The following is a 21,250-nucleotide window of genomic DNA, read 5'->3' as shown; positions in this document are numbered from 1 at the left end:
TATTAGGCGTGTTTTTTGACGGTCAAACGTTCAATGCGTTTCTCCTGCTCTCCTTCGATCAGTTTCTGCACATAAATGCCCGGTGTATGGATTTGGTCCGCATCAAGTGTTCCTGCGTCCACTAGCTCCTCCACCTCAGCAATCGTCACTTTACCAGCAGCGGCCATCATCGGATTGAAGTTCTGTGCAGTTTTGTTGTAAATGAGGTTGCCGTAGCGGTCGCCCTGCTTCGCGCGTACCAGGCTGAAATCAGCCGTCAGAGCGGTTTGCAACAGATACTCTTTTCCGTCGAACGTACGGACTTCCTGACCTTCAGCAATTGGAGTCCCGACGCCTGCAGGAGTATAAAACGCAGGGATTCCGGCACCGCCTGCGCGGATTCGTTCGGCTAGTGTCCCTTGGGGAGTAAGCTCGACTTCCAGTTCCCCTTCCAACACCTGACGTTCAAATTCTTTGTTTTCTCCCACATAGGAGCCAATCATTTTATCGATCTGTTTATTTTTCAAAAGAAGTCCCAGTCCCCAGTCGTCGACACCGCAATTGTTTGAAATAACGGTTAAATGCTTCACATTCGATTCAACGAGTGCAAGGATTAGATTTTCCGGAATCCCGACAAGTCCGAATCCTCCGACCATGATTGTTGAGTGATCTTTGATATTTTTAACGGCTTCATGAAATGATGAGTGAATTTTTTTCATGTTGGTTCACGCCCCTTCCACGTTTCTATAGATGCAAGAAGCATGCCAACTTTCTGTTTTAGATGTGACGGGATTTTGAAAATTAAATCCGTTTCATTTTTCCACGATTCTGGAAAAGAAGGATGAAGAAAGAGTCTAACCTAATGAAAACCCTTACATAAGAGCAAAAAAAAGAACCATTCCAGAATTGTGGAATGGTTTCCGACTTTGTGGAATGATTCATAACTTGTATTTTTTCACTTTATCATAAAGGCTGGATTTTCCGATGCCGAGCCACTTAGCTGCCAGGGATTTGTCTCCTTCAGCCTTTTTTAACATTCGTTCAATCGCTTGTTTCTCCGTATTTTCCACTAACTCCTTCAAGCTGCTTTGTTCTTGAATGATGGCAGACTCAGGCTGAATATGTTCAGGGAGGTCGTCGAGCTGGATGACGTCGTTATTGGTTAAATGAACGGCCGATTCGATTACGTTCTCAAGCTCCCTGACATTTCCCGGCCAGTTGTAACGCTGAAACAAGTCATACACTTCTTGATCGAATTCCTCAATCCGCTTGCCGATCCGATCACTGACTTTTTGCAGTAAGTACTTCGATAACACACGGACATCATCCGGACGCTCGCGGAGAGGCGGAACCTGGACCTGGACGACGTTGATCCGGTAAAATAAATCCTCACGAAAGCGCTGGTCTTCAATCAGCTTTTCTAACGGCTGGTTCGTCGCCGCGATGATTCGGACGTCCACCTGCTGGGGCCTCACAGCACCGATGGCCTCGACTTCCCCTTCCTGCAGGGCGCGGAGAATCTTTACCTGGGCATGCATCGGCATATCGCCGATTTCATCAAGAAAAAGCGTTCCGCCATGCGCCAGCTGGAACTTTCCTTGCTTGCCGCCTTTTTTGGCACCTGTAAAGGCACCTTCCTGATAACCGAAGAGTTCAGCTTCAAGGAGATGCTCAGGAATGGCGGCGCAGTTGACTTTGATAAACGGCTTTGTGCTGCGCTCACTAAGATGATGGATGCTGTGAGCGAACAATTCCTTCCCTGTTCCGCTCTCACCCCTGATTAAAACAGACACATCGCCGTGGGCGACTTTTTTAATCTTGTTCTTTAATTCTAAGATCTCAGGGGAGCTGCTGATAATGTCATGCAGCGAGTACGTCGCTCCATTCTGCTGCTGCATCTGGTTCCGGTACGTCTCAAGCTCAAGAAGAAGGTCCTTAATGTGCGTGTTCATAACCTTCCATTCATCAGTATCACGAAACAAGACCATGCCTAGCGCACCGACAACCTCCCCATCTGATTTGAGCGGGATGCGGTGCGCGACCATAAAGTCGCCACGGATTTGCTGAAGATCAGCCATCTCTTCCTTCCCGCTCTCGACGACAAGGTGCATTCTCGTGTTTTCAATCACGGCCGTCACGTGCTGGCCGATCACTTTTTCTTTATCCACTCCTAGAAAGTCACAGTAGCTGTCATTCATGTATGAAATATGGCCTTGATGATCGACAATGACGATACAGTGATGGACATTGCCGAAAAACGTTTCAAATATACTATCCCGGTAGTTCTCTAAGATCGATTGCATGAGTCACACTCCTGCGGAAAATAATTTAAACCCCATGTGGTAACGCTTGCATAGCTACTTTGAAGTGTACCATGAAACGTGAATGACATAAATAACCACCTCAGGTCATCCAGATTCTGGATGACCTGAGGTGGTAAATACTTCCGTTTATTCTTGTTTTTCTTCCTGGTACTGTTCAAGCATGTGGATCCGTTCCATCATGGTCGGGTGGCCGTACCTTAGATATTTCACCAAAGCCGGTGGATTCACTTCGCTCAGTCCGTTAACCGTGAGCTCCTGGAACGATCCAACAGCCGCTTCCGGATCCTCTGTCATTTGAATGGCGTATTCATCGGCAGCCTTTTCAGCGTTTCGTGAAATCGCAAGTTCCACAGGGCTTGCGATAAACGAAAGCAAGGAAAGCAGGAGGAAGAACACTGGCAGGGCAGCAATATCTGAGACATCTTTAACTTTCCACTTCTCTCCCCACTTTCTCATCGTATAATGCATCAGATGGTAAGCGAGAAACAGGCCGACAAAGCTTGAAGCAATCACACCGAGTAAATTCATATACAAATGATTCATCACATAGTGGCCGATTTCATGGGCCATGATGAACAGGACTTCATTGTCCTTCAACCGGTTTAGCGTCGTGTCCCACAAAACGATCCGTAAATTCGATCCGATCCCGTTCACGTACGCATTCATACTGTTCGTTTTCTCAGACATGTTCACTTCATAGACGCGTTCAGCCGGTATATCCGCCTGACTGGCGAGCCCAAGAATCTTTTCTTCCAGCTGTTTATCTTGAAGCTCAGTAAAGTCGTTATACAACGGATCAATGACAACAGGCTGAATAAACATCATAAAAACGAGAAACGGAACGAGCAGCATCCACGCGTACAGCCACCAGCGCTTTCTGAATTTATTCATCAACCAATATAAAACCGTGATTAAAATCGCCATAATGACAAAACCGACCCAAAATCCGATCAGTTCATCCCTCATCCAGCTTGAAAAACTCTGCGTAGAAATGCCGTACGAAATGGAAAGTCTCCGGCTGATATAATCGAACGGAAACAAGATGATCGTGGTAACCGTTTGGAGTAAAAGCACATACAACGGGATTTGTATGATTTTAAAACGAGAAGCCTGTTCGCTGAACTGTTTAAAAATCAGCGAGATGCCAAACACCATCACCCCTAAATAAATCACCCATTCTAACGGCTCCGTAATAAAGGATAAGAAATCCTTATAACGCGAATAATCCTCCGCCAATTCCAGCTGTCGATCTGTCATAAACGTTGTCGGGTCAGCCGCTGTTCCCTTATAGGCATCAGGGACTCCGAAATCAGCCCACTGGAAAAGATAAAGTCCAAGCAGCAATCCATATAATGAAAAAAGGACGAGTGTCCAGATGACGAACTTTTTCTTCACGTCTCCACCTCCGCCGTGTGTCTACCCCTTAGTATATGAGCTTGTCCTGATTTATAGAATGATTACTTCAATTTTACACGTTTTCGGGCGATTTCTAACCATGCATAGAAGTAAAACCTTTTTACAAAAGGCTTTGTTAAAAAACTGTTTACATTTGAATAAATCGAACAAAAACAAAAGGGGAGAGGAAGAAACTGTCATGCAGGCTACTTTCAACTCAGTTGTTTTGTATCGCACCAAACAATCATCTTTTATAATAAATTTTTATTGCAAAACGATAAATATTTATTTAAAATGAATATGACGATAAAGAAGCGAGGTGCTTTTTATGGAAAAAGTAACAACACTATTTTTAAAAGTAGCTGTGATTCTTTTAGGAGTCCCAGTTCTTGCTCTGTGCATCTTTTTAGTGCCTGAGTTAGCGGATATTGCAGAAGAATTGCTTCCAGAGTTCGGTCTAATAAAAGTTTTCGTCTACATCATTTTCGATGGATCTGCGATACCTTTTTACTTTGCCTTGTATCAGGCTTTCAAACTCTTACGCTATATTGACAACAATAAAGCTTTCTCCAATTTATCTGTAAAAGCTTTAAAGAAAATCAAATACTGTGCGATCATCATCAGTGTTTTGCATTTACTTGCCTTGCCACTGTTCTATCTTTTTGCGGAAGTAGACGATGCACCAGGCGTTATCTTTGTCGGTTTAATTGTTCCATTTGCTTCACTGGTCATCGCAGTTTTTGATGCGGTTCTTCAAAAACTTTTACACGAAGCCATTGCTATCAAATCAGAAAATGATTTAACGGTGTGAGGTGAACATTATGGCGATTATCATTAATATCGATGTGATGCTGGCTAAAAGGAAAATGAGTGTAACGGAACTTTCTGAGAAGGTTGGAATCACGATGGCGAACCTTTCCATATTGAAAAATGGAAAAGCAAAAGCGGTTCGGTTATCTACTTTAGATGCCATTTGTAAGGCTTTAGATTGTCAGCCAGGAGATCTTTTGGAATACCGAAGTGATGAAGATAGTAAAGGATAGTACCTAATAAATTTTGGGGAGGTAGGACGATGGATAATAACAATTTGGTTCTTGAACATATGACTGACCCCCATGAGCTGGAGAGGCTGTATCGACAAGACCCGAAAGCCTTTATTAAGGCATTTTCACACGCCTGGGAACAACACCCTGATTCTCATGTGCTTAGTGTCTGGTATGAAAGATTGCATTTCAAGGAGAGAGCTGATCCAACGAAACCTTCCTTGTTTCAAAAAGGGTTCTTATTCATGGGCCTTTTAGCTGTTCTGGCCGGGATAAGCACGAGGATTATTTTCCATTTTGTCGAACAGGAAGCCATCGCTCCGATTAACCTGGTTTTTGGTATTATTCCCTTTATCGCTGCCTACTTTGTTTACAATAATCCCCCGAAAAGAAGGATGATTTATTCCCTTGCAGCGTTGTTCATCCTTTCCGTGGTTTATCTTAATCTGCTGCCATTAAATGGTGAAGACAGTATTATTCTTGTTTATTTACACCTTCCCATTTTCTTATGGGTATGGCTAGGGCTTGCATTTACAGGAAACGGCTACTCACAAGGCAGAGAAAGATTAGCCTATATAAAATTTAATCTGGAATTTGGTCTTCTCTACGCTTGCATGGCCGTGAGCGGAATGATCCTGGCAGCTTTAACCATGCAGTTATTCCGCTTTGTTGGCCTAAATATAGAAGACTTCTATTTCAGTAATATTGTATTATTTGGTGCTGCCGCACTCGCTATTGTGGCTGCATACCTGGTATCAATGAATCTCAAACTTGCTAAGAATATTACCCCCTATATAGCGAAAATCTTTAGCCCTCTTGTGTTGATCACATTGTTGGTCTATCTGATTACGATTATATGGGTCGGGAAAAATCCATTCCTTGATCGCGATTTCCTGATCGCCTTCAACGGCATTCTTCTTGGAGTATTAGCGGTCACCATATTTACCATTACCGAAAGCGACTCCGACGAGAATAAGAACATTTCAGACTATATTAATGCTGCTTTGATTGGTCTTGCCCTCGTCATCGACCTTGTGGCTTTGTCAGCCATCGTGTTCAGGCTTTCTTCATATGGGATTACTCCAAATCGAGTGGCTGTTCTAGGCGTAAACATCCTAATCTGCGCAAATCTAATTTGGATTATGCTCTCCTATATTCGTTTTTTACAAAACAAAGCCGGACTTTCAACAATCCAGGATGCCGTTACGAAGTATTTGCCGGTCTACGGACTTTGGGCCGCTTTTGTTACCTTTACTTTTCCTATCATTTTTAATTAGCAAGGCTTTTTAATAGAGGGTCGCATAGTTTCGGCTTATTTTCATTACGAAATAAACAAATCCATCAAAGCATTCAGTCAGCTTTGATGGATTTGTTTTTCCTCTGGTTGTCTTCAGTAGCCGTTTTTTTGATAGTAGAGGTTAGTCCGATTCAGGTATGAAACCATAGTGAAGTAGTCCTGTCATATATTACTTACATGGATTGGGTTTTACAGCCTTAGTTTTATGGAAATAATTAAAAGAAGCCCAATAAGAGCTTCTTTAGGTCATTATTTAAATTTATCCGGAAACTGCTTCACAACTCCCTGGGAGATAGCGTCTGCCATTACGATAATGTGGGTGATCCCTTCATCAATCGCAGCTATTCTTGCTTCCCAATCTTTCTCTAAACTGGCTACTAAGTCATCTGTAACTAATTCAAGATGCATATATAAGAGATTTTTTAGGTCTTCATTTTTTAAATGAGGGTTGGCCCCGCTTAGAAAAGCTGCTATATCATCGGCATTTCTATACCATTCTTTGTTGAGCTGATTTACCTTGGCTTCATCTCCGCTTTTAGCAGCCTCTACAATCTCTCCAGCAATCACAATATGCTCCTTAAGTAATTCAGTAAGTTTGTTACCAGCGGCTTCTCCATAGACTGGCTTTATAGCATTGCCGATATCCTCCTGATTTTTAAGCAACCTCTCTAATACCTGTTTTTGATCCTCAGCTCCTACAGTAGTTGCACTTGTAATATAATTACTTGTCCACAAAACATGATCAATCCAGAGCCTCCTAAAATCATTTTCGAATTTCACCTCTGCTTGACTAATGTTTTGATGAGTTGTAGCTTCAGCACTGTTTATTCCAGCAAAGATATTTAGCGAAAATAATAAAGTTAGCCCTATTACCAATAACTTCTTCATCACAACCGCCCCTTCCGATAAAAGTATTTCCTTTATTATTGATAAAATAGTTTTTTTTATTCTCTCAAAATTAAGGGGAGATTCCTTTATCGCCGAATTGGAGCGCACCATATAACGGTTGGCATAACCCTCAGGCGAATGGTTATCTACAGAAGAAGCAAATAAAGAAATGAACTTATAAATGATCTTGGATTTAAATCTTCCGTAATATCAACAATAAAATTGAACAAATCTCAACAAAAATAGAGCAGTACTACAACAAAAGTAGCCACTGCTCCATCCACCACGCCTATTGATTTCTAAACTCACCTTTTCTAGTCTGTCAGCAGAAAATTAAGAAACCGGCGTCATCATCTGATAGTACTTATATAACGACTGCGTACCATCATTGTCTCCGCCCGCTTCACTCAGCTCCTCATACAACTGCTTCGCTAGCTTCAGCCCAGGTACAGGAATCTGCATTTTCTCCGCTGAATCAATCGCAATCTTCATATCTTTAATAAAATGCTTCACGTAAAAACCAGGATCAAAGTTTCCGTCGATCATCCGTGGTCCAAGATTAGAAAGCGACCAGCTTCCGGCTGCACCAAATTCAATGCTGCTCAGGACTTTCTTCGGATCGAGACCTGCCTTCTCGGCATATGTAATCGCCTCACAAACCCCCATCATACCAGAAGCGATTGCGATCTGGTTGCTCATCTTCGTATGCTGACCGGCTCCCGCTTCGCCTTGAAGGACGATGTTCTCTCCCATCGCCTGAAAGACAGGCTGGATTTCTTCAAACTGTTCCTGATCGCCTCCGACCATGATCGTAAGCTTTCCGTTCCTTGCGCCTACATCACCGCCGGATACAGGAGCATCATAGGCATAAATATCAGCCGCTTTTGCTTTTTCTGCAATCTCCTGAGCCAAATCAGGAGAGGAGGTCGTCATATCAATGATAAAAGAACCTGGTTTCGCGTTTTCTAAAATGCCTTCTGCTCCAAAGTACACCTCTTCCACATCGCTTGGGTAACCGACAATCGTAATGATGATATCGGAGTGCGCCGCTAAAGAAGCCACACTGTCCTGCCAGTTCGCTCCTTCGGCTAACAGGTCATTGGCTTTTTCCTTCGTGCGTGTGAACACATTGAGCTCATATCCAGCCTTCATTAAGTTACGTACCATGCTTTTCCCCATAACTCCCGTGCCGATAAAACCGATCGTTTTGTTTGGCATATGCCTCTCCCTTTCTAAATTGGATTTGTTCCAATTATAGCAAGTTACAAACACAATATAGAAGAAAAACAGATCACCCTTCGTATAAAAGGTGACCTGCTGCTTATCGTTACTCTCATGAAATTCTGATTTCATTTTAATCCATCACAATAATTTTTTGATTCTCATACAAACTCTTGATCTCTGGTTTTACTTGATCTGTGATTAAATACGTCAGATGATCCGTAGGACAAACAATATGGTTAGAAATCGTATCTAACTTGTCACTCGTGACCATCCCAACAATTTCTGTAGAAATAGAGGCCATTTTTCGTTTCACTAAGGCTTCAGACAAACTCGGCACACTTATTCCTATTTCAGGATCAATTTTATAAATCCCCATAATATATAAATCTGCCCTCATGGTCGATAGCGATTCAAAGGTATCAATCCCCAAGTTAACCATCGACTGCTTAAATAAAGTGCCCCCAATCATAATTACTTCCACATTTTTATGATTAGAGAGTGCCATCGCAATCGGTGGACTATTTGTAATGACTGTACCCTTTAAGGACAAAGGAAGCTGATGGACCAATTGTAAGTTAGTGGTTCCGCCATCAATTAAGAGGACCATCTCGTCTTTGATCAGATCTAAGGCCTTGGTAGCTAAATTCACCTTCGTTTCATTATAGATCCCCTGCCTTGTTGAAAAGTCCTCGACGGGAGGTCCTTTTCTGAGTGCCCCACTATGTACCCTTTTAATCACACCCTGGTTATCCAACTCTTTTAAGTCTCTTCTGATCGTATCTTCTGAAACGGATAACCGTTTGCTTAAGTCGCTTGCAATTACTTTGTGTTCCTCATTTAGAATATCGACAATTCTTTGTTGGCGTTCTTGTTTAAGCATAAACGTATGACTCCTCCTAGAATTTCCTAAATTATATCACATTTTATCAATCGGAAAAATTCCAAACGGGCAAAAAGATGCAAAAAAGCGCAAAGAAACCCTTTACATTTTCTAAAACATGCATTAACATGACAAAAAAGGCACAAAAGCAAAAACAAGGAGGCAGAAACATGCAAAACAAGATTACGATAGCTCCATCCATCATGTGTGCGGATCTCTGCAATTTAGAAAAAAGTGTGAAAGAAATTGAAAAAGCAGGACTGGATACTTTACACATTGATGTGATTGATGGAAGTTTCAGCCCAAGCATGCCCCTCGGTATCTCAACCATTGAACAATTAAGAAAAATAACGGATATGAAATTTGACGTTCACATTATGTCCAATGACAATGAGTTTTTCATCCAGGAAATGCTCAACATCGGTGTCGATCAAATCACCTTCCATATTGAAACCAGTTCACATATCGATCGCTATATTAATTTAATTAAAAAGCACGACACGAAAGTCGGCATTGCGCTTAACCCGGCAACTCCACTATCTGTTCTGGAATATGTGTTACCGCAAGTCGACACCGTTTTACTAATGCTGATCAATCCAGGCTTTGCAACGGATAAAAACGAAGAGCAAGTCTCCTATGCGACTAAAAAAGTAGAAGATTTATCGAACTTAATCAAATCCAAAGGACTTGATACCAAAATCGAAGTGGATGGACGCGTTTCCATGAAGACCATTTCAGGGTTGGTAAGCGCTGGTGCAGATATCTTAGTCGCGGGAAGCACAAGTTTATTCAAATCGGACAATAGCTTAGCGGACAACAAAAAGATCATCGAAGAATCGATTCGTGAAGGATTACAGGAGGAGGCTAAAACTATATGAACGACTACAATTATGCAACTAAAAAAATCACCGATGAAATTACAGCGAGTTTAACCAATGTGAACAGCGATGATGTAGATAAATTATTAATTGAGATTAACAATGCCGAAAAAGTATTTTTTGTAGGTGTCGGAAGGGTTCTCTTATCCTTACAGGCCATTGCCAAAAGGTTGGCACATATCGGCATTAAAACGTACGTTGTTGGCGAAATCACTGAACCGGCCATTACAGATAAGGATCTACTCATTGTAGGGTCCGGAAGCGGTGAAACAAAATTCCCGTTAATCATCGCAGAGAAAGCGAAACAATATAACGCGAGAGTTGCCCACATTGGCGCAAATCCGGACAGCTCCATGAGCCAGTATTCCGATCTATTTCTTAGAATCCCTGTAAGTTCAAAAGTAGATACTCCTGGAGAAGTTCATTCTGAGCAGCCGATGAAAAGCTTATTTGAACAAAGCCTACTCTTATTGGGAGACACGTTAGCTTTGATGATGGTGAACAATAAAAATATTGAGCTGGAGTCCCTTTGGGAATACCACGCGAATTTAGAATAACTTGTTCACAATAGGGGCCCTATGGGCTCCAAAGGAGGGTTAATTATGAAAGCGCTACATTTCGGTGCAGGAAATATCGGTAAAGGTTTAATCGGATATTTGTTGAATAAAAGTGGATTCGACCTCTGCTTTGTTGATGTAAACGAAGATTCAGTTAACCGTATGAATCGCAGCAACAACTACTCTTTGGAACTATTAGATGAAAATCAAACAGTAGAAGTCATCTCCCCTGTATGTGCCCTGCATAGCAGTGCACAGGAAAAAGTGGTGGAGGCGATCGTGGAAGCTGATCTCATCACCACCTCTGTAGGAGCGGATAATTTATCGAAGGTGGCCCCTGTCATATCCAAAGGCCTGCTAAAAAGAATTCAGTCAGATAAAGGCAACGTGGATGTTATTGCAAACGAGAATATGATTAATGCTTCTTCTAAATTGAAAGATGAGATTCGTAGAAACGTCTCGGAAAATGAAATGGATACGATCGAGTCAACGGTTGGATTCCCAAATTCTGCGATCGATCGACTTTCCCTATCCGAAAAGAGAAGTGAAGGTGAAGTTACCCTTGTCGAACCTTATTACGAATGGATGATCGAAAAGCAAGGAATGCTCAATTCAGATTTACCTTCCATTGAAAACGCCACTTATGTAGATTCGTTAAAACCATATATTGAACGGAAGTTGTATATCGTTAATCTGGGCCATGCAGCAACAGCGTACACAGCATTTCTAAAGGGTTATTCCACGATTCAGAGCGCCTTGGAGAACCCGGAAATTGAAAAATTCTTAAGAGAAACGCTGAACGAATCCGCTCGTTATTTTACTCACCATTATGATTTTGAGTCCGAAGAAATGAGCGAATTTATTGAGAAGACCATAGCACGCTTTAAAAATGCTAATATAAGTGATGATATATTACGAGTTGGGAGATCGCCAATTAGAAAGCTGGGCTTTGATGAGAGATTGACCAAGCCAACTAGAGTCCTTTTCGAACTGGGCTTACCGGTAGAGAGACTCACAGCTGCTGTGGCCACAGCATTCTTCTTTCATAACCCTGATGATAAGGAATCTGTCACGATCCAATCCTATATTCGTGAACAAGGAATCGAACAAGCTATTGCCCATTTCACTGAAATCGAGGATGCAACCTTACAAAGCAAGATTAAAGATCACTATAGTAGATTAAAAGAGAATGATTCATTATTGACCATAAACGAAAGGTGATGTTCATATGTTAGCCGATTATTTAGAAGGAAATATTCGTTTTTTACCATCCGTTGATTCTTGGGAAGATGGAATACAAAAGGCTGCGGCACCACTATTACAAAGTGGGTCGATCACTCCAAAGTATATTGACGATATGATCGAAAATGTAAATGAAAATGGCCCTTATATCGTAATCGTTCCAGGAATTGCGATGCCCCATGCGAAAAATGAGGACAGCGTCGTAAAAACAAGCGTATCCTATTTAAAGCTTGAGGAACCTGTACAGTTCCCCAAAAACAAAGAAGTCCGTACTTTTTTCGTTTTAGCTGCTGAGGATAGCTCCGGACACCTTGATCTCATTTCTGATTTGTCTTCTATTTTGATTGAAGACGAGATTAAGGACAAACTTGAAGCTTCCCAAAGTGAGCAGGAAGTATTAGACGTGTTAAAAATGGTTGAATAGATCTCTATTGACGTGAAAGGCAATACTTTTTCTTTTCCTTTAGTTCTTATCGTAGCTTTTTAAATTACTGAATTATCAGAAAGGAATGACAAATATGGCTGATTCAGCACATGCAACGGATAATGAAAATGTTGTAGAGATGAATACCCCCTCTACCCGCGCGAGAGTCCAAGCATTTGGTGGTTTTTTAACAAACATGGTTCTGCCGAATATTGGTGCTTTTATAGCCTGGGGTCTATTGACCGCTTTGTTTATACCTAGTGGTTGGATTCCCAATGAAGAACTTGCCCAAATCGTCGGTCCAGCTATTAAATACTTGCTTCCCCTACTTTTAGCCATTACAGGTGGACGAATGGTTGGAGGACAAAGAGGAGCTGTCATGGGTGCCATCGGCGCTATTGGGTTGATTGTCGGATCAGATATTCCGATGTTCTTAGGCGCAATGGTGATCGGTCCTTTAGGGGGCTTGATTATCAAGAAATTTGACAAGCTTATTGAAAACAGAATTCCTGCGGGATTTGAAATGATCGTTAACAATTTCTCGCTAGGAATTTTAGGATTCCTATTGATGATTCTATCGTTCTACTTTATAGGACCTGCAATAGAATCAGCGAATAACCTTGTCACCGCAGCTATTGAGGCGTTGGTCGCTACTGGCTTATTGCCTTTGCTATCTCTCATCAACGAGCCGGCTAAGGTACTATTCTTAAACAACGTCATCGATCAAGGCATCTATTATCCATTAGGAATGCAAGCTGCCGCTGAAACAGGAAAGTCCATTTACTTTACAGTAGCTTCTAATCCTGGACCTGGGCTTGGATTGTTGCTGGCATTCACTTTCTTCGGCAAAAAGACGGCTAGACGAACCGCCCCAGGTGCCATGATCATCCACTTCTTTGGTGGAATTCATGAACTGTATTTCCCTTACGTATTGATGAAACCCCTTACAATAATTGGAATGATTGCCGGGGGAGCTTCAGGTATAGCAGTTTTCAGTCTCTTTGACGCTGGACTCGTCGCCGGACCAAGTCCTGGCTCTATTTTCGCGTACCTTGGATTGACCCCTAAAGGCAGCTTCATTGGGATCATCTCTGGTGTACTAGTGGCTACTGTTGTAACGTTCCTGGTTACAGCGTTCATTTTGAAACTGGACAAAAGTTCTGAAGATGAAGACATTTCTGCTTCTGTAGAAAAGTCCAAAGCTATGAAACAAGCAGGGAAAAAGTCTTCTACCACAAGTCAAAAACAAAAAGATGAAGAAATTAATACCATCTCTTTTGCGTGCGATGCAGGTGCGGGAAGCAGTGCTCTAGGTGCCACCACCTTCAGAAAGAAATTGAAAAAGAATGATATTGAGGGCATGGAAGTTAAGCATTACAGAATTGAAGATGCTCCCGACCATTCAGACATCATTGTCGTTCATGAAGATTTACAGGAAAGAGCAAGAAGAGCGCACCCTGATAAAGAAATTATCGCTATAAGTAACTATTTAAATGATCCGGCACTTGAAGAATTAATGGACAGATTAAAAAAGAAATAAGTAGTTCGTAAATTCATTTAAATAGTAATTTTTTAAGAAGGTTTCTTTGGAAACCTTCTTATTTTATTTTTAAGTAATAGCAATTTGATTGCTCGCCTCCGACTCCTGCTTTGCAGGACGCTATTTTAGTTTGCATGGTACAGGCAGGCTCTCTTGTTAAAGTGTCATTTGATTCCTCTTCCACAAGGTTCGCTTATAGGAGACGAATCCTTCTCTTCTTGCTTTAAGTCTAAGCCAGCCTCAGGCATGCTGGCTTTTTAGTTTGTTCCATAATACCTCCGGCCGTAACACAAATAAAAAAATTATTGATCAGAACAGCCTGGGAAAGTTCTTTTTAAATGGTGGTAAAAACAGCTGACCGTAATCATCAGTAAGACGACTATAGCTAAATGGTTAGATTAATGATTTATAGGTACGAAAGTTGAGTTATTTATTAACGGTCATCTAACACCCAAGATCATTTTCGAACATTCGCCGTTATTCCAATGCATATACGAAAGGATTCGTGTAAACCACAAAAAGTGCCTGACCACCGCAGTAAGTAACACCGGGGAACCAGGCACTTTTTCACCAACATCATTTCAAATCATCTTTCGGCAGTGAAAAGATATCTTTGATTTCACTGAACTGATTCGCCAGCCGACCAAGCGGACGCAGGGCTGTCAAGTTCACTTTATAGGGTTCGAGATAATATTTTTCCTCGATATGATACATGACCAATTCACCTATGACCAGATGATCGCTGCCGAGCTCCACGATCTGGTGGAGTTTGCATTCCATCTGGATCGGGGCCTCCTTGACCCGCATCGGCTTAACGAGCTCAGAGGGCTCCGGAGTGAGTCCGGCTTTTGCGAATTCATCGACTTCACTAGGCACGTGTTCGGCGGTTTTTTGAAGCTGGTTACCTAAAGGTGTGGTGGAAATATTGATGACGAATTCCCCGTTGGCCCGGATATTTGCTAACGTATCCTTGACCGTCCCTTCGCGCTCTCCTACACCTGGTCCGACGGAAATACACAGCATCGGCGGCTTCCGGGAAGCGACGGTGAAAAAACTGAACGGAGCGAGGTTCAGTAAGCCGTCATCGGAAAGAGTGGACACCCAGGCAATCGGGCGGGGTACGACGGAACCTGACATCAGTTTATAGATTTGCTGGGTTTCCAATTCAGCTGGGTTGAATTTCATCGTTTATCCATTCCTTTTCAACAAAAATTAGTGTGCTGTCTGCTGTTGTTTTTTCAGCTTATACAACCGGCTCAGCAGCACCATGACCACTACCATGATAATAGATATCAGCAGCCATCCAAATGTGTAGCCTCTGGTCTGGTCGACGATCAGCCCGAAAATCGGCGGAAGCAGAATGACGCCCATCGACCCGAACGTGATGCTGAAGCCGCTGGATAGTCCTGCCTGTTCTTTCGGCACGAGTTCAGAAGCGAGATTCATCCATATCCCGTTGAATCCGGAAACCGTGAATCCGAACACGAGAAACAACGGAACGAGGATCCAGTATGGCGTGCCGTCGGGAACAAAAGCGACGATGGTGCTTGAAAGCAGTACGCCCGTTACGATGATCGCAAGCACCGTCAGCCGCTGTCCGCCGAAGATTCGGTCGCTGATTACACCCCAGCCGATCCGGCCGAGTGACCCGCCGATTTCCGATACAACGAGCAAAAGCCCGGCAAGCACGAGACTGAAGCCAACCTGTTCATAGACAAACAGGACCAGGTAGGTATTCAGGCACATTTGTGACCCGTTAATCCCCATCGCACTCAGGCTTATCAGAAGCAGGGCTTTATTTTCAGCCATCGCGGCAAGCGACGAAATCGTACCACGAAACGAGGTTTTCCCGCCCTTTTTCACCTGCTCGGCATCCCGGTAAAAGAAAAACGCGATCACACCTGCTGCAATCAATCCGATACAGGCAATTAGCACCACGATCCGCCAGCCATAAGCCTCCGCTAACGGAAGCAATAAGATTGCGGCTAACGCGGATCCGAATGTGATTCCCATCTGCTTGATCCCCATCGCCGTTCCGCGTTTTTTCTGTGAAAACCAGTAGACGATCCCGCGATTGGTAGTCGGGTGCATCCCTCCGTAACCAATCCCGCCGATCACGAGCAGCAACAGTACCACCCAGAAAGACGTCTGCAGGGTCATCACGAGAAAACTGATGCCAAGACACGAGGAAAGCACAAGAAGCAATGGCCGGGAACCGAACCGGTCGGTCATGAATCCGCTCGGGATAGACGCCAGCGCCTGCCCAAGGAAAAGGGCAGACGGCAGCAGTCCTACCTGCGCTTTTGTCAGCTCCAGGTCTTCTTCAATAAGCACCCCGAGCGGGCCGAGACTCCGACCGATAAATGCCACCATAATTTGTGCGAGCAGCAGCCACAAAAGCATTCGCCAGGGACTGAATCTGCTGGAGGGTGCTTCCACCATGGCAGTACTTCTCATAAACATTCATCTCTTTTCTGTCAAACTACTACATTCCAATCACTTGCTTAGCTTCGTCTTCCTCTCCTACGGATACACTCATCACCATGCTGCCGATCACACAGATTGCCAGATTGATCAACAATCCCCACAACCCGCTGAAAATTCCAAACGGGGTAAAGTTGACGAAAGTCATGACAGAAGCCACCACTGTCCCTGTCACCATTCCGGCAAATACCGCTTTGTTGTGCAGACGGTTCCAGTAAAGTCCCAGAATAAGGGCAGGAGCAATCTGAATAAGCAATTCAAATTTTAAAACGAAAATTTGATAGAGGGTAGCTGGGGGGAACCAGGCCACCAGAATTAAAATACAGACAGCGACTACTCCAGCAAGCTTTCCAACTAACAGTTTCTTATGTTCCGTAGCTTTTGGATTAATATAGGTCCCGTATAAATCATTGGAAATGATGGAAGAGAACGTCAGTAAAACCGAATCCGCTGTCGAGACGATCGCAGCGATGACCCCACCGAACAGAAGCACCATTGCCCAATAGAAGATCACATTCTGATTGGCGACGGCACTGGCCATCATACCGACCAGCTGTTCCGATTCTGCCGTAGATAACCCAGGAAAGGCGTTGATGCCGATGATTCCGATAATGAATACGACTCCGGCTGTAAAAAACGGCATCCAGGCCATTCGGCTGAAGGAACGTTTTAACGTCCGTTCACTTTTGGCTGCGAAAATCCGCTGAATCGCATGCGGGTAGACGGCCGCCCCAATTCCCACCAGTACAAGCAGACTGAGCCAGTTGACAACTCCCGGACCATCTGGGACACCTAATTTTTCCGGGGAATAGGCCTGCATGTAGTCGGCTGAGGTCGGCAGCCCGCCAAAATAGATGATCGAGCCGATCAACAGCATAAAGATACCGAACAGTAGGGCGATCCCCTGCATCGTATCGGTATAAGCCACCGAGCGCATGCCGCCAAGCCATCCGTAAATCAGCATGATGACCACGAAGAAGATGACGCCGATTTGGTACGGAATCGTGCCGCCGGTCAGACCAGACACTCCCTGGCCGATGGCGACCAGCTGTTCAAGCAGGTAGTTCCCTAACGCATATAACATTAAAATAGCAGCTAAAATGGTGATATTTTTTGACTTGAACCGCTTTTCGAACCATTGCACCGGGGTGATCAGGCGATATTTTTTCCCCAGCTTGTACAGTCTTGGCGCGAATAATAGATATGCGACGATAATCATAATGAAAAACGGGACAGAAACTAAGTATTCATAGCCCATCCGGTAAGCGGACGGCGGATAGCCGATGACCGTATTCCCGCTGTACTGGGTGGCAAAAAAGGTGAAGAAAAGCACCATGACGCCCAGCCCGCGGCCGCCAAGATAATATTCATCCAGACTCTGGTGGATGTTGCGATTACGTAAGTACGTGACCAGACCTACACCAAGCATGATCAAACCATACATCAGTAAAATAAGGATTCCCGACCAGCCTGCAAATGCTAATTCCATCGCTTACTTCGCCCCTTTCTGTTCGGCTTCTTCTTTTTCCTCTTCCAGCATCCAGTGATATTTCAGCACGTAAGACAAAAATGCCGATAAAAGCATCGACCCGATAATGATGATCACTGCCCACAGCGGGATGCCATAAATGAGGATCTCGCCGAAGCTTTCGGGGAAATACCAGGGGGTGATCATCGCAAATAAAACACCAAATACAATCCACAGTTTTCCGTTCTTAATCGGCTCTTTCCTTGTCTGGTTCATGGGTTTCCTCCTTTTTAAACTTACCTATGATACATACCTGGACCATTTTAGAAAACCAGCAAATAGCGTTAACAAAAATTTATGAAACTGGGTAGAGATCGGTAATTTTACCTGCCTTCATCACCTGTCCCGGCACCTCATGGTTCAAAAGAGATTCTAAGTATTTTGATACCCCAATCAGCTCATCGAGATTGACGTTCGTATCGTAATCCATGAACTGAAGCATATGGACGAGGTCCTCAGTACAAATGTTTCCGGTCGCCCCCGGGGCAAATGGACAGCCTCCGAGACCGCCGAGTGACGCATCATAGCGGTCGACCCCGGCGCGGATACCTTCGATGACGTTGGCAAGCCCCATGCCCCTGGTGTTATGAAAATGGAGCGTAATTGGGATGTCCGGCCAGCGGCTGCGCACCTTCTGACAGATTCGATATACCTGCTTCGGCGTCGCCATGCCGGTCGTATCCGCCAGGGTAATCCCTTTCACCCCAAGTTCCAGGTAACGATCGACAAGCACAACCACCCGGTCCTCATTGATACTCCCCTCGAACGGACAGCCGAATGTCGTAGCCAGCGTTCCGTTAATCGCCATGCCCGTTCCAGATAAAAACGAAGCGATGTCCTGGAAGTTTTCAAACGACGCTTTCACCGACTGTCGGACATTTTTCCGGTTGTGGGTTTCACTGACCGATGCCACGAGGTTCACTTCATCACTGGCACATGCAAGCGCCCGCTCGGCTCCTCTAAAGTTTGGAATCAGCGTCGTGTAGGTGACGTCGCGCTGACGATCGATGCTCTTCATCACTTCTTCTGCGTCCCTCAGATTCGGAACCGCTTTCGGTGACACAAATGAAGTCACTTCGATTTTGTCGATCCCCGTTTTGCTGAGTTTATTGACCAGGTCGACTTTCGCATCCGTCGGGAGAAACTGGTCTTCGATCTGCAGCCCATCCCGGGGGGCGACTTCCTGAATATAAATCCGCTCCATACACTTCCCTCCTTTAAATGATGCCTTTTGCCTTAAGCTCCTGTACTTTTTTCTCATCATAAGCAAGCAGGCTTTTCATCACATCTTCCGTATGCTGGCCAAGCTCCGGTCCAAGCCAATTCGTCGTCCCCGGCGTCTCGCTCATCTTCGGCACAATCCCCGGAATCTTCAGCTCTTCCTCGTCATTCAGCCTGAAGTTCTGAATCATTTCCCTGCTTAAATAATGCGGATCTTTCACGATATCCTCGATGCTGTAGATCGGACCGGCCGGAACCTTGGCAGTATCCAGCACCTCGAGGGCATGTTCAAAATGGACCGTTTTTGTCCAGTTCTCAATCGTTTCATCGAGAAAATCGACATGCTTTACCCGGCCGCTGTTGGTCGCGAATCGTTCATCATCCGCCAGCTCCGGATGCCCGATTGCTTCCATCAGCCGCTTGAAGATCGCATCGCCATTCCCGCCGATCACGATATACTTTCCGTCCCTGCATAAGTAGGTATTGGAAGGCGCAATCCCGGGCAGTGACGAGCCAGTCCGCTCGCGGACAGCTCCGAGCTTGTCATATTCCGGTACCGAGCCTTCCAGCAAACTGAACACTGCTTCATACAACGCGACATCGACAACCTGTCCTTTTCCTGTGCCATGGACATCGCGGTGATAAAGCGCCATCATCGCGCCGATGACGGAATACATGGCAGCAAGGGAATCACCGAGGCTGACGCCTACCCTCGTCGGCGGCAGGTCCTGGTAACCGGTAAGGTGGCGAAGGCCGCCAATCGATTCACCGACACTGCCGAAACCGGGCTTGTCCCGGTAAGGTCCGGTCTGTCCGTAACCGGAGACACGCACCATGATGATTCCCGGATTGATTTCCTTCAGATCTTCATAACCAAGGTTCCATTCTTCCAATCTCCCGGGACGGAAATTCTCGATGACGATATCACACTGTTCGACCAGCGATTTGACGAGGTCCTGTCCTTCCTCACTTTTTAGGTCGATTGTCACCGATTTCTTGTTCCGTGACTGAAGCCGCCACCATAACGACGTGCCATCATAAATATGACGCCAGTCCCGCAACGGATCCCCTTTTTCCGGAGGCTCCACCTTGATGACCTCGGCACCAAACTCCGCCATCAGCCTCCCGGCAAATGGTCCGGCGATCAGACTCCCCATCTCCAGGACCTTAACTCCTTCCAAACTTTGAACCATGATACAGCCCACCTTCTTCTCACCATATTTGTAAACGCTTTCTTAAAAAGATAAAAAAATATACCGCCTCAAAATCACAACAATCTAAACTTTCAAAATATTGGTACAACAATAACACCTTTTGTATACAAACGTCAACATTTTATAGATATAAAACACTATTATTAGCTATTTTACCTAGTTTTTGTATACAAAGGATATGGCGATTTGATATATGTCTCCCTTTTCACATACAATATAGGCAGAGGAGTTGTCTGTATGAGTGCTTATGAATCGATAAAAAAATCAATTTTACACGGTGAATACCCACCGAAGATGAGACTCACCGAGGAGTACCTGGCAAAACAGCTGAACATGAGCCGCACCCCGATCAGGGAAGCATTAAGGCAGCTCGAATCAGAGGGATTGATCGTCTCAATGAAACGCGGGGTAAGCGTACGGCATTTCACCAAAAAAGACATCGAGCAGATTTATGATCTGAGGACATTGCTGGAGGGCTACGCCGCCGCCCAGGCAGCCATCCACCGAACCCAAGCTGACATAAAAGAAATGAGCGAGGCAAACTGGGCTTATGAGGAAGCGATCGATACCTACTTTGACACCGGATCCACCACGATTGAGTACATACTAGAAATCAATCACCGCTTCCACGATGCCATCATCAAAGCATCACAGAATCAACACATCTATTCCCATATTTCCAAAGTAGTCGTCGTACCGCTTATCTTCCGTTCGTTCTACTGGTTCAATGAATACCAGATGCGCCATTCCCTCGACGTCCACAAAACGCTCCTGACAGCCATTGAGCACCAGGACACCGAACGGGCCCGGGCTTCAATGCATGAACACATTTATCATGGTCGGGATCAGGTACTATTGAATATGGATACGATTGATGATAGCTATACGAAAACGACATAAAAATGCCGCCGTAGTTGTATAGTCAGCTACGGCGGCATTTTTTGTTTTCTATCAGGTTATGATATTTTAAATTAGTAATAATGCTGATTGTGCTTATAAGGGTTTTTAAAGCTAGGGTTCATCAGATCATGGTTAGAGATTATTATATTCACTGAGTTCGCTACCGTATATTGAATAACTAGATTCTTCGTTAGGAAGTAATTACAACATAAAAAAACACCCATCATACAAT

21 protein-coding genes are annotated in these 21,250 nt (G+C 44.3%); 9 read left to right on the top strand and 12 right to left on the bottom strand.

The features are described 5' to 3' along the window. Nucleotides 1-2: 2 nt before the first annotated feature. From HM131_RS01720 to HM131_RS01710, 3 genes are all read right to left on the bottom strand, one after another. The gene (locus HM131_RS01720; protein WP_085027328.1) at nucleotides 3-698 is read right to left on the bottom strand and encodes a CoA transferase subunit A; all 696 of its coding nucleotides are present in this window, start codon (nucleotides 696-698) and stop codon (nucleotides 3-5) included. 219 nt (nucleotides 699-917) lie between these two features. Beyond that, nucleotides 918-2,282: a sigma-54 interaction domain-containing protein gene (locus tag HM131_RS01715; protein WP_085027326.1), complete on the bottom strand. Its 1,365-nt coding sequence runs from the start codon at nucleotides 2,280-2,282 to the stop codon at nucleotides 918-920. Nucleotides 2,283-2,429: 147 nt separating this feature from the next. Further along, nucleotides 2,430-3,698, bottom strand: a complete 1,269-nt coding sequence (locus tag HM131_RS01710) for a M48 family metallopeptidase (protein WP_085027324.1) — start codon at nucleotides 3,696-3,698, stop codon at nucleotides 2,430-2,432. Nucleotides 3,699-4,026: 328 nt separating this feature from the next. On the opposite strand from HM131_RS01710, the gene HM131_RS01705 reads away from it, so the two are divergent. Genes HM131_RS01705 through HM131_RS01695 form a run of 3 tightly spaced genes read left to right on the top strand, consistent with a single transcriptional unit; the run spans nucleotide 4,027 to nucleotide 6,018 of the window. Next, on the top strand, nucleotides 4,027-4,509 hold the full coding sequence (locus HM131_RS01705; protein WP_085027322.1) for a DUF2975 domain-containing protein: 483 nt from the start codon (nucleotides 4,027-4,029) through the stop codon (nucleotides 4,507-4,509). A gap of 10 nt (nucleotides 4,510-4,519) precedes the next feature. Beyond that, nucleotides 4,520-4,741 carry a helix-turn-helix domain-containing protein gene (locus HM131_RS01700; protein WP_085027320.1) on the top strand — a complete coding sequence of 74 codons (222 nt, stop codon included), beginning with the start codon at nucleotides 4,520-4,522 and terminating at the stop codon, nucleotides 4,739-4,741. A 29-nt stretch (nucleotides 4,742-4,770) separates the two neighbouring features. Then, nucleotides 4,771-6,018: a DUF4153 domain-containing protein gene (locus tag HM131_RS01695; protein ID WP_085027318.1), complete on the top strand. Its 1,248-nt coding sequence runs from the start codon at nucleotides 4,771-4,773 to the stop codon at nucleotides 6,016-6,018. 269 nt (nucleotides 6,019-6,287) lie between these two features. Here the strand turns inward: HM131_RS01695 and HM131_RS01690 are convergent, their stop codons facing one another. From HM131_RS01690 to HM131_RS01680, 3 genes are all read right to left on the bottom strand, one after another. After that, nucleotides 6,288-6,926 carry a glycosyltransferase gene (locus tag HM131_RS01690; protein WP_085027316.1) on the bottom strand — a complete coding sequence of 213 codons (639 nt, stop codon included), beginning with the start codon at nucleotides 6,924-6,926 and terminating at the stop codon, nucleotides 6,288-6,290. Nucleotides 6,927-7,259: 333 nt separating this feature from the next. Next, on the bottom strand, nucleotides 7,260-8,279 hold the full coding sequence (locus HM131_RS01685; protein ID WP_085027314.1) for an NAD(P)-dependent oxidoreductase: 1,020 nt from the start codon (nucleotides 8,277-8,279) through the stop codon (nucleotides 7,260-7,262). 1 nt (nucleotide 8,280) lies between these two features. Further along, a complete protein-coding gene (locus tag HM131_RS01680) occupies nucleotides 8,281-9,030 on the bottom strand; it encodes a DeoR/GlpR family DNA-binding transcription regulator (protein ID WP_085027312.1) in 750 nt (249 codons plus the stop codon). Nucleotides 9,031-9,200: 170 nt separating this feature from the next. On the opposite strand from HM131_RS01680, the gene HM131_RS01675 reads away from it, so the two are divergent. The 5 genes from HM131_RS01675 to HM131_RS01655 all read left to right on the top strand — a co-directional run bounded on the left by HM131_RS01675 (nucleotide 9,201) and on the right by HM131_RS01655 (nucleotide 13,671). Then, on the top strand, nucleotides 9,201-9,908 hold the full coding sequence (locus tag HM131_RS01675; RefSeq protein ID WP_085027310.1) for a ribulose-phosphate 3-epimerase: 708 nt from the start codon (nucleotides 9,201-9,203) through the stop codon (nucleotides 9,906-9,908). Then, nucleotides 9,905-10,465, top strand: a complete 561-nt coding sequence (gene hxlB / locus HM131_RS01670) for a 6-phospho-3-hexuloisomerase (protein WP_085027308.1) — start codon at nucleotides 9,905-9,907, stop codon at nucleotides 10,463-10,465. Before HM131_RS01675 ends, hxlB begins: the two co-directional genes overlap by 4 nt. Before the next feature lie 45 nt (nucleotides 10,466-10,510). Further along, on the top strand, nucleotides 10,511-11,686 hold the full coding sequence (locus HM131_RS01665) for a mannitol-1-phosphate 5-dehydrogenase (protein WP_085027306.1): 1,176 nt from the start codon (nucleotides 10,511-10,513) through the stop codon (nucleotides 11,684-11,686). A gap of 7 nt (nucleotides 11,687-11,693) precedes the next feature. Then, on the top strand, nucleotides 11,694-12,131 hold the full coding sequence (locus HM131_RS01660; protein WP_085027304.1) for a PTS sugar transporter subunit IIA: 438 nt from the start codon (nucleotides 11,694-11,696) through the stop codon (nucleotides 12,129-12,131). A gap of 94 nt (nucleotides 12,132-12,225) precedes the next feature. After that, entirely contained in the window at nucleotides 12,226-13,671 is a 1,446-nt protein-coding gene (locus HM131_RS01655; protein WP_085027302.1) for a PTS mannitol transporter subunit IIBC, read from the top strand. A 576-nt stretch (nucleotides 13,672-14,247) separates the two neighbouring features. On the opposite strand, the gene HM131_RS01650 is transcribed toward HM131_RS01655, so the two are convergent. The 6 genes from HM131_RS01650 to HM131_RS01625 form a co-directional block, all read right to left on the bottom strand. Beyond that, on the bottom strand, nucleotides 14,248-14,856 hold the full coding sequence (locus HM131_RS01650; RefSeq protein ID WP_085027300.1) for a flavin reductase family protein: 609 nt from the start codon (nucleotides 14,854-14,856) through the stop codon (nucleotides 14,248-14,250). A gap of 27 nt (nucleotides 14,857-14,883) precedes the next feature. Next, nucleotides 14,884-16,128, bottom strand: coding sequence for an MFS transporter (locus HM131_RS01645; RefSeq protein ID WP_085027299.1), 1,245 nt, complete (start codon nucleotides 16,126-16,128; stop codon nucleotides 14,884-14,886). 28 nt (nucleotides 16,129-16,156) lie between these two features. After that, entirely contained in the window at nucleotides 16,157-17,644 is a 1,488-nt protein-coding gene (locus HM131_RS01640; protein WP_085027296.1) for a sodium:solute symporter family protein, read from the bottom strand. A gap of 3 nt (nucleotides 17,645-17,647) precedes the next feature. Next, nucleotides 17,648-17,899 (bottom strand): hypothetical protein, encoded by a 252-nt coding sequence (locus HM131_RS01635; protein ID WP_085027294.1) that lies wholly within the window; start codon nucleotides 17,897-17,899, stop codon nucleotides 17,648-17,650. Between the two features lie 79 nt (nucleotides 17,900-17,978). Next, on the bottom strand, nucleotides 17,979-18,887 hold the full coding sequence (locus HM131_RS01630) for a hydroxymethylglutaryl-CoA lyase (RefSeq protein WP_085027292.1): 909 nt from the start codon (nucleotides 18,885-18,887) through the stop codon (nucleotides 17,979-17,981). A 13-nt stretch (nucleotides 18,888-18,900) separates the two neighbouring features. Continuing rightward, nucleotides 18,901-20,097, bottom strand: a complete 1,197-nt coding sequence (locus tag HM131_RS01625; protein ID WP_085027290.1) for a CaiB/BaiF CoA transferase family protein — start codon at nucleotides 20,095-20,097, stop codon at nucleotides 18,901-18,903. A gap of 207 nt (nucleotides 20,098-20,304) precedes the next feature. On the opposite strand from HM131_RS01625, the gene HM131_RS01620 reads away from it, so the two are divergent. Next, nucleotides 20,305-21,018: a GntR family transcriptional regulator gene (locus HM131_RS01620; RefSeq protein WP_232324844.1), complete on the top strand. Its 714-nt coding sequence runs from the start codon at nucleotides 20,305-20,307 to the stop codon at nucleotides 21,016-21,018. Nucleotides 21,019-21,250 lie beyond the last annotated feature (232 nt).

Origin of the sequence: Halobacillus mangrovi, assembly GCF_002097535.1 — a bacterium.
Classification (GTDB): Bacteria; Bacillota; Bacilli; order Bacillales; family Halobacillaceae; genus Halobacillus; species Halobacillus mangrovi_A.
This window is presented reverse-complemented; position numbering and strand designations above follow the sequence as displayed.

Bases quoted from the DNA above. Each gene is read 5' to 3' on its own strand.
- HM131_RS01690 (WP_085027316.1), bottom strand. From the start codon at position 6,926: ATGAAGAAGTTATTGGTAATAGGGCTAACTTTATTATTTTCGCTAAAT.
- HM131_RS01665 (WP_085027306.1), top strand. From the start codon at position 10,511: ATGAAAGCGCTACATTTCGGTGCAGGAAATATCGGTAAAGGTTTAATC.
- HM131_RS01625 (WP_085027290.1), bottom strand. From the start codon at position 20,097: ATGGTTCAAAGTTTGGAAGGAGTTAAGGTCCTGGAGATGGGGAGTCTG.
- HM131_RS01715 (WP_085027326.1), bottom strand. From the start codon at position 2,282: ATGCAATCGATCTTAGAGAACTACCGGGATAGTATATTTGAAACGTTT.
- HM131_RS01700 (WP_085027320.1), top strand. From the start codon at position 4,520: ATGGCGATTATCATTAATATCGATGTGATGCTGGCTAAAAGGAAAATG.
- HM131_RS01685 (WP_085027314.1), bottom strand. From the start codon at position 8,279: ATGAAATCAGAATTTCATGAGAGTAACGATAAGCAGCAGGTCACCTTT.
- HM131_RS01720 (WP_085027328.1), bottom strand. From the start codon at position 698: ATGAAAAAAATTCACTCATCATTTCATGAAGCCGTTAAAAATATCAAA.
- HM131_RS01650 (WP_085027300.1), bottom strand. From the start codon at position 14,856: ATGAAATTCAACCCAGCTGAATTGGAAACCCAGCAAATCTATAAACTG.
- HM131_RS01640 (WP_085027296.1), bottom strand. From the start codon at position 17,644: ATGGAATTAGCATTTGCAGGCTGGTCGGGAATCCTTATTTTACTGATG.
- HM131_RS01675 (WP_085027310.1), top strand. From the start codon at position 9,201: ATGCAAAACAAGATTACGATAGCTCCATCCATCATGTGTGCGGATCTC.
- HM131_RS01630 (WP_085027292.1), bottom strand. From the start codon at position 18,887: ATGGAGCGGATTTATATTCAGGAAGTCGCCCCCCGGGATGGGCTGCAG.
- HM131_RS01660 (WP_085027304.1), top strand. From the start codon at position 11,694: ATGTTAGCCGATTATTTAGAAGGAAATATTCGTTTTTTACCATCCGTT.
- HM131_RS01635 (WP_085027294.1), bottom strand. From the start codon at position 17,899: ATGAACCAGACAAGGAAAGAGCCGATTAAGAACGGAAAACTGTGGATT.
- HM131_RS01645 (WP_085027299.1), bottom strand. From the start codon at position 16,128: ATGAGAAGTACTGCCATGGTGGAAGCACCCTCCAGCAGATTCAGTCCC.
- HM131_RS01705 (WP_085027322.1), top strand. From the start codon at position 4,027: ATGGAAAAAGTAACAACACTATTTTTAAAAGTAGCTGTGATTCTTTTA.
- HM131_RS01655 (WP_085027302.1), top strand. From the start codon at position 12,226: ATGGCTGATTCAGCACATGCAACGGATAATGAAAATGTTGTAGAGATG.
- HM131_RS01680 (WP_085027312.1), bottom strand. From the start codon at position 9,030: ATGCTTAAACAAGAACGCCAACAAAGAATTGTCGATATTCTAAATGAG.
- HM131_RS01695 (WP_085027318.1), top strand. From the start codon at position 4,771: ATGGATAATAACAATTTGGTTCTTGAACATATGACTGACCCCCATGAG.
- hxlB (WP_085027308.1), top strand. From the start codon at position 9,905: ATGAACGACTACAATTATGCAACTAAAAAAATCACCGATGAAATTACA.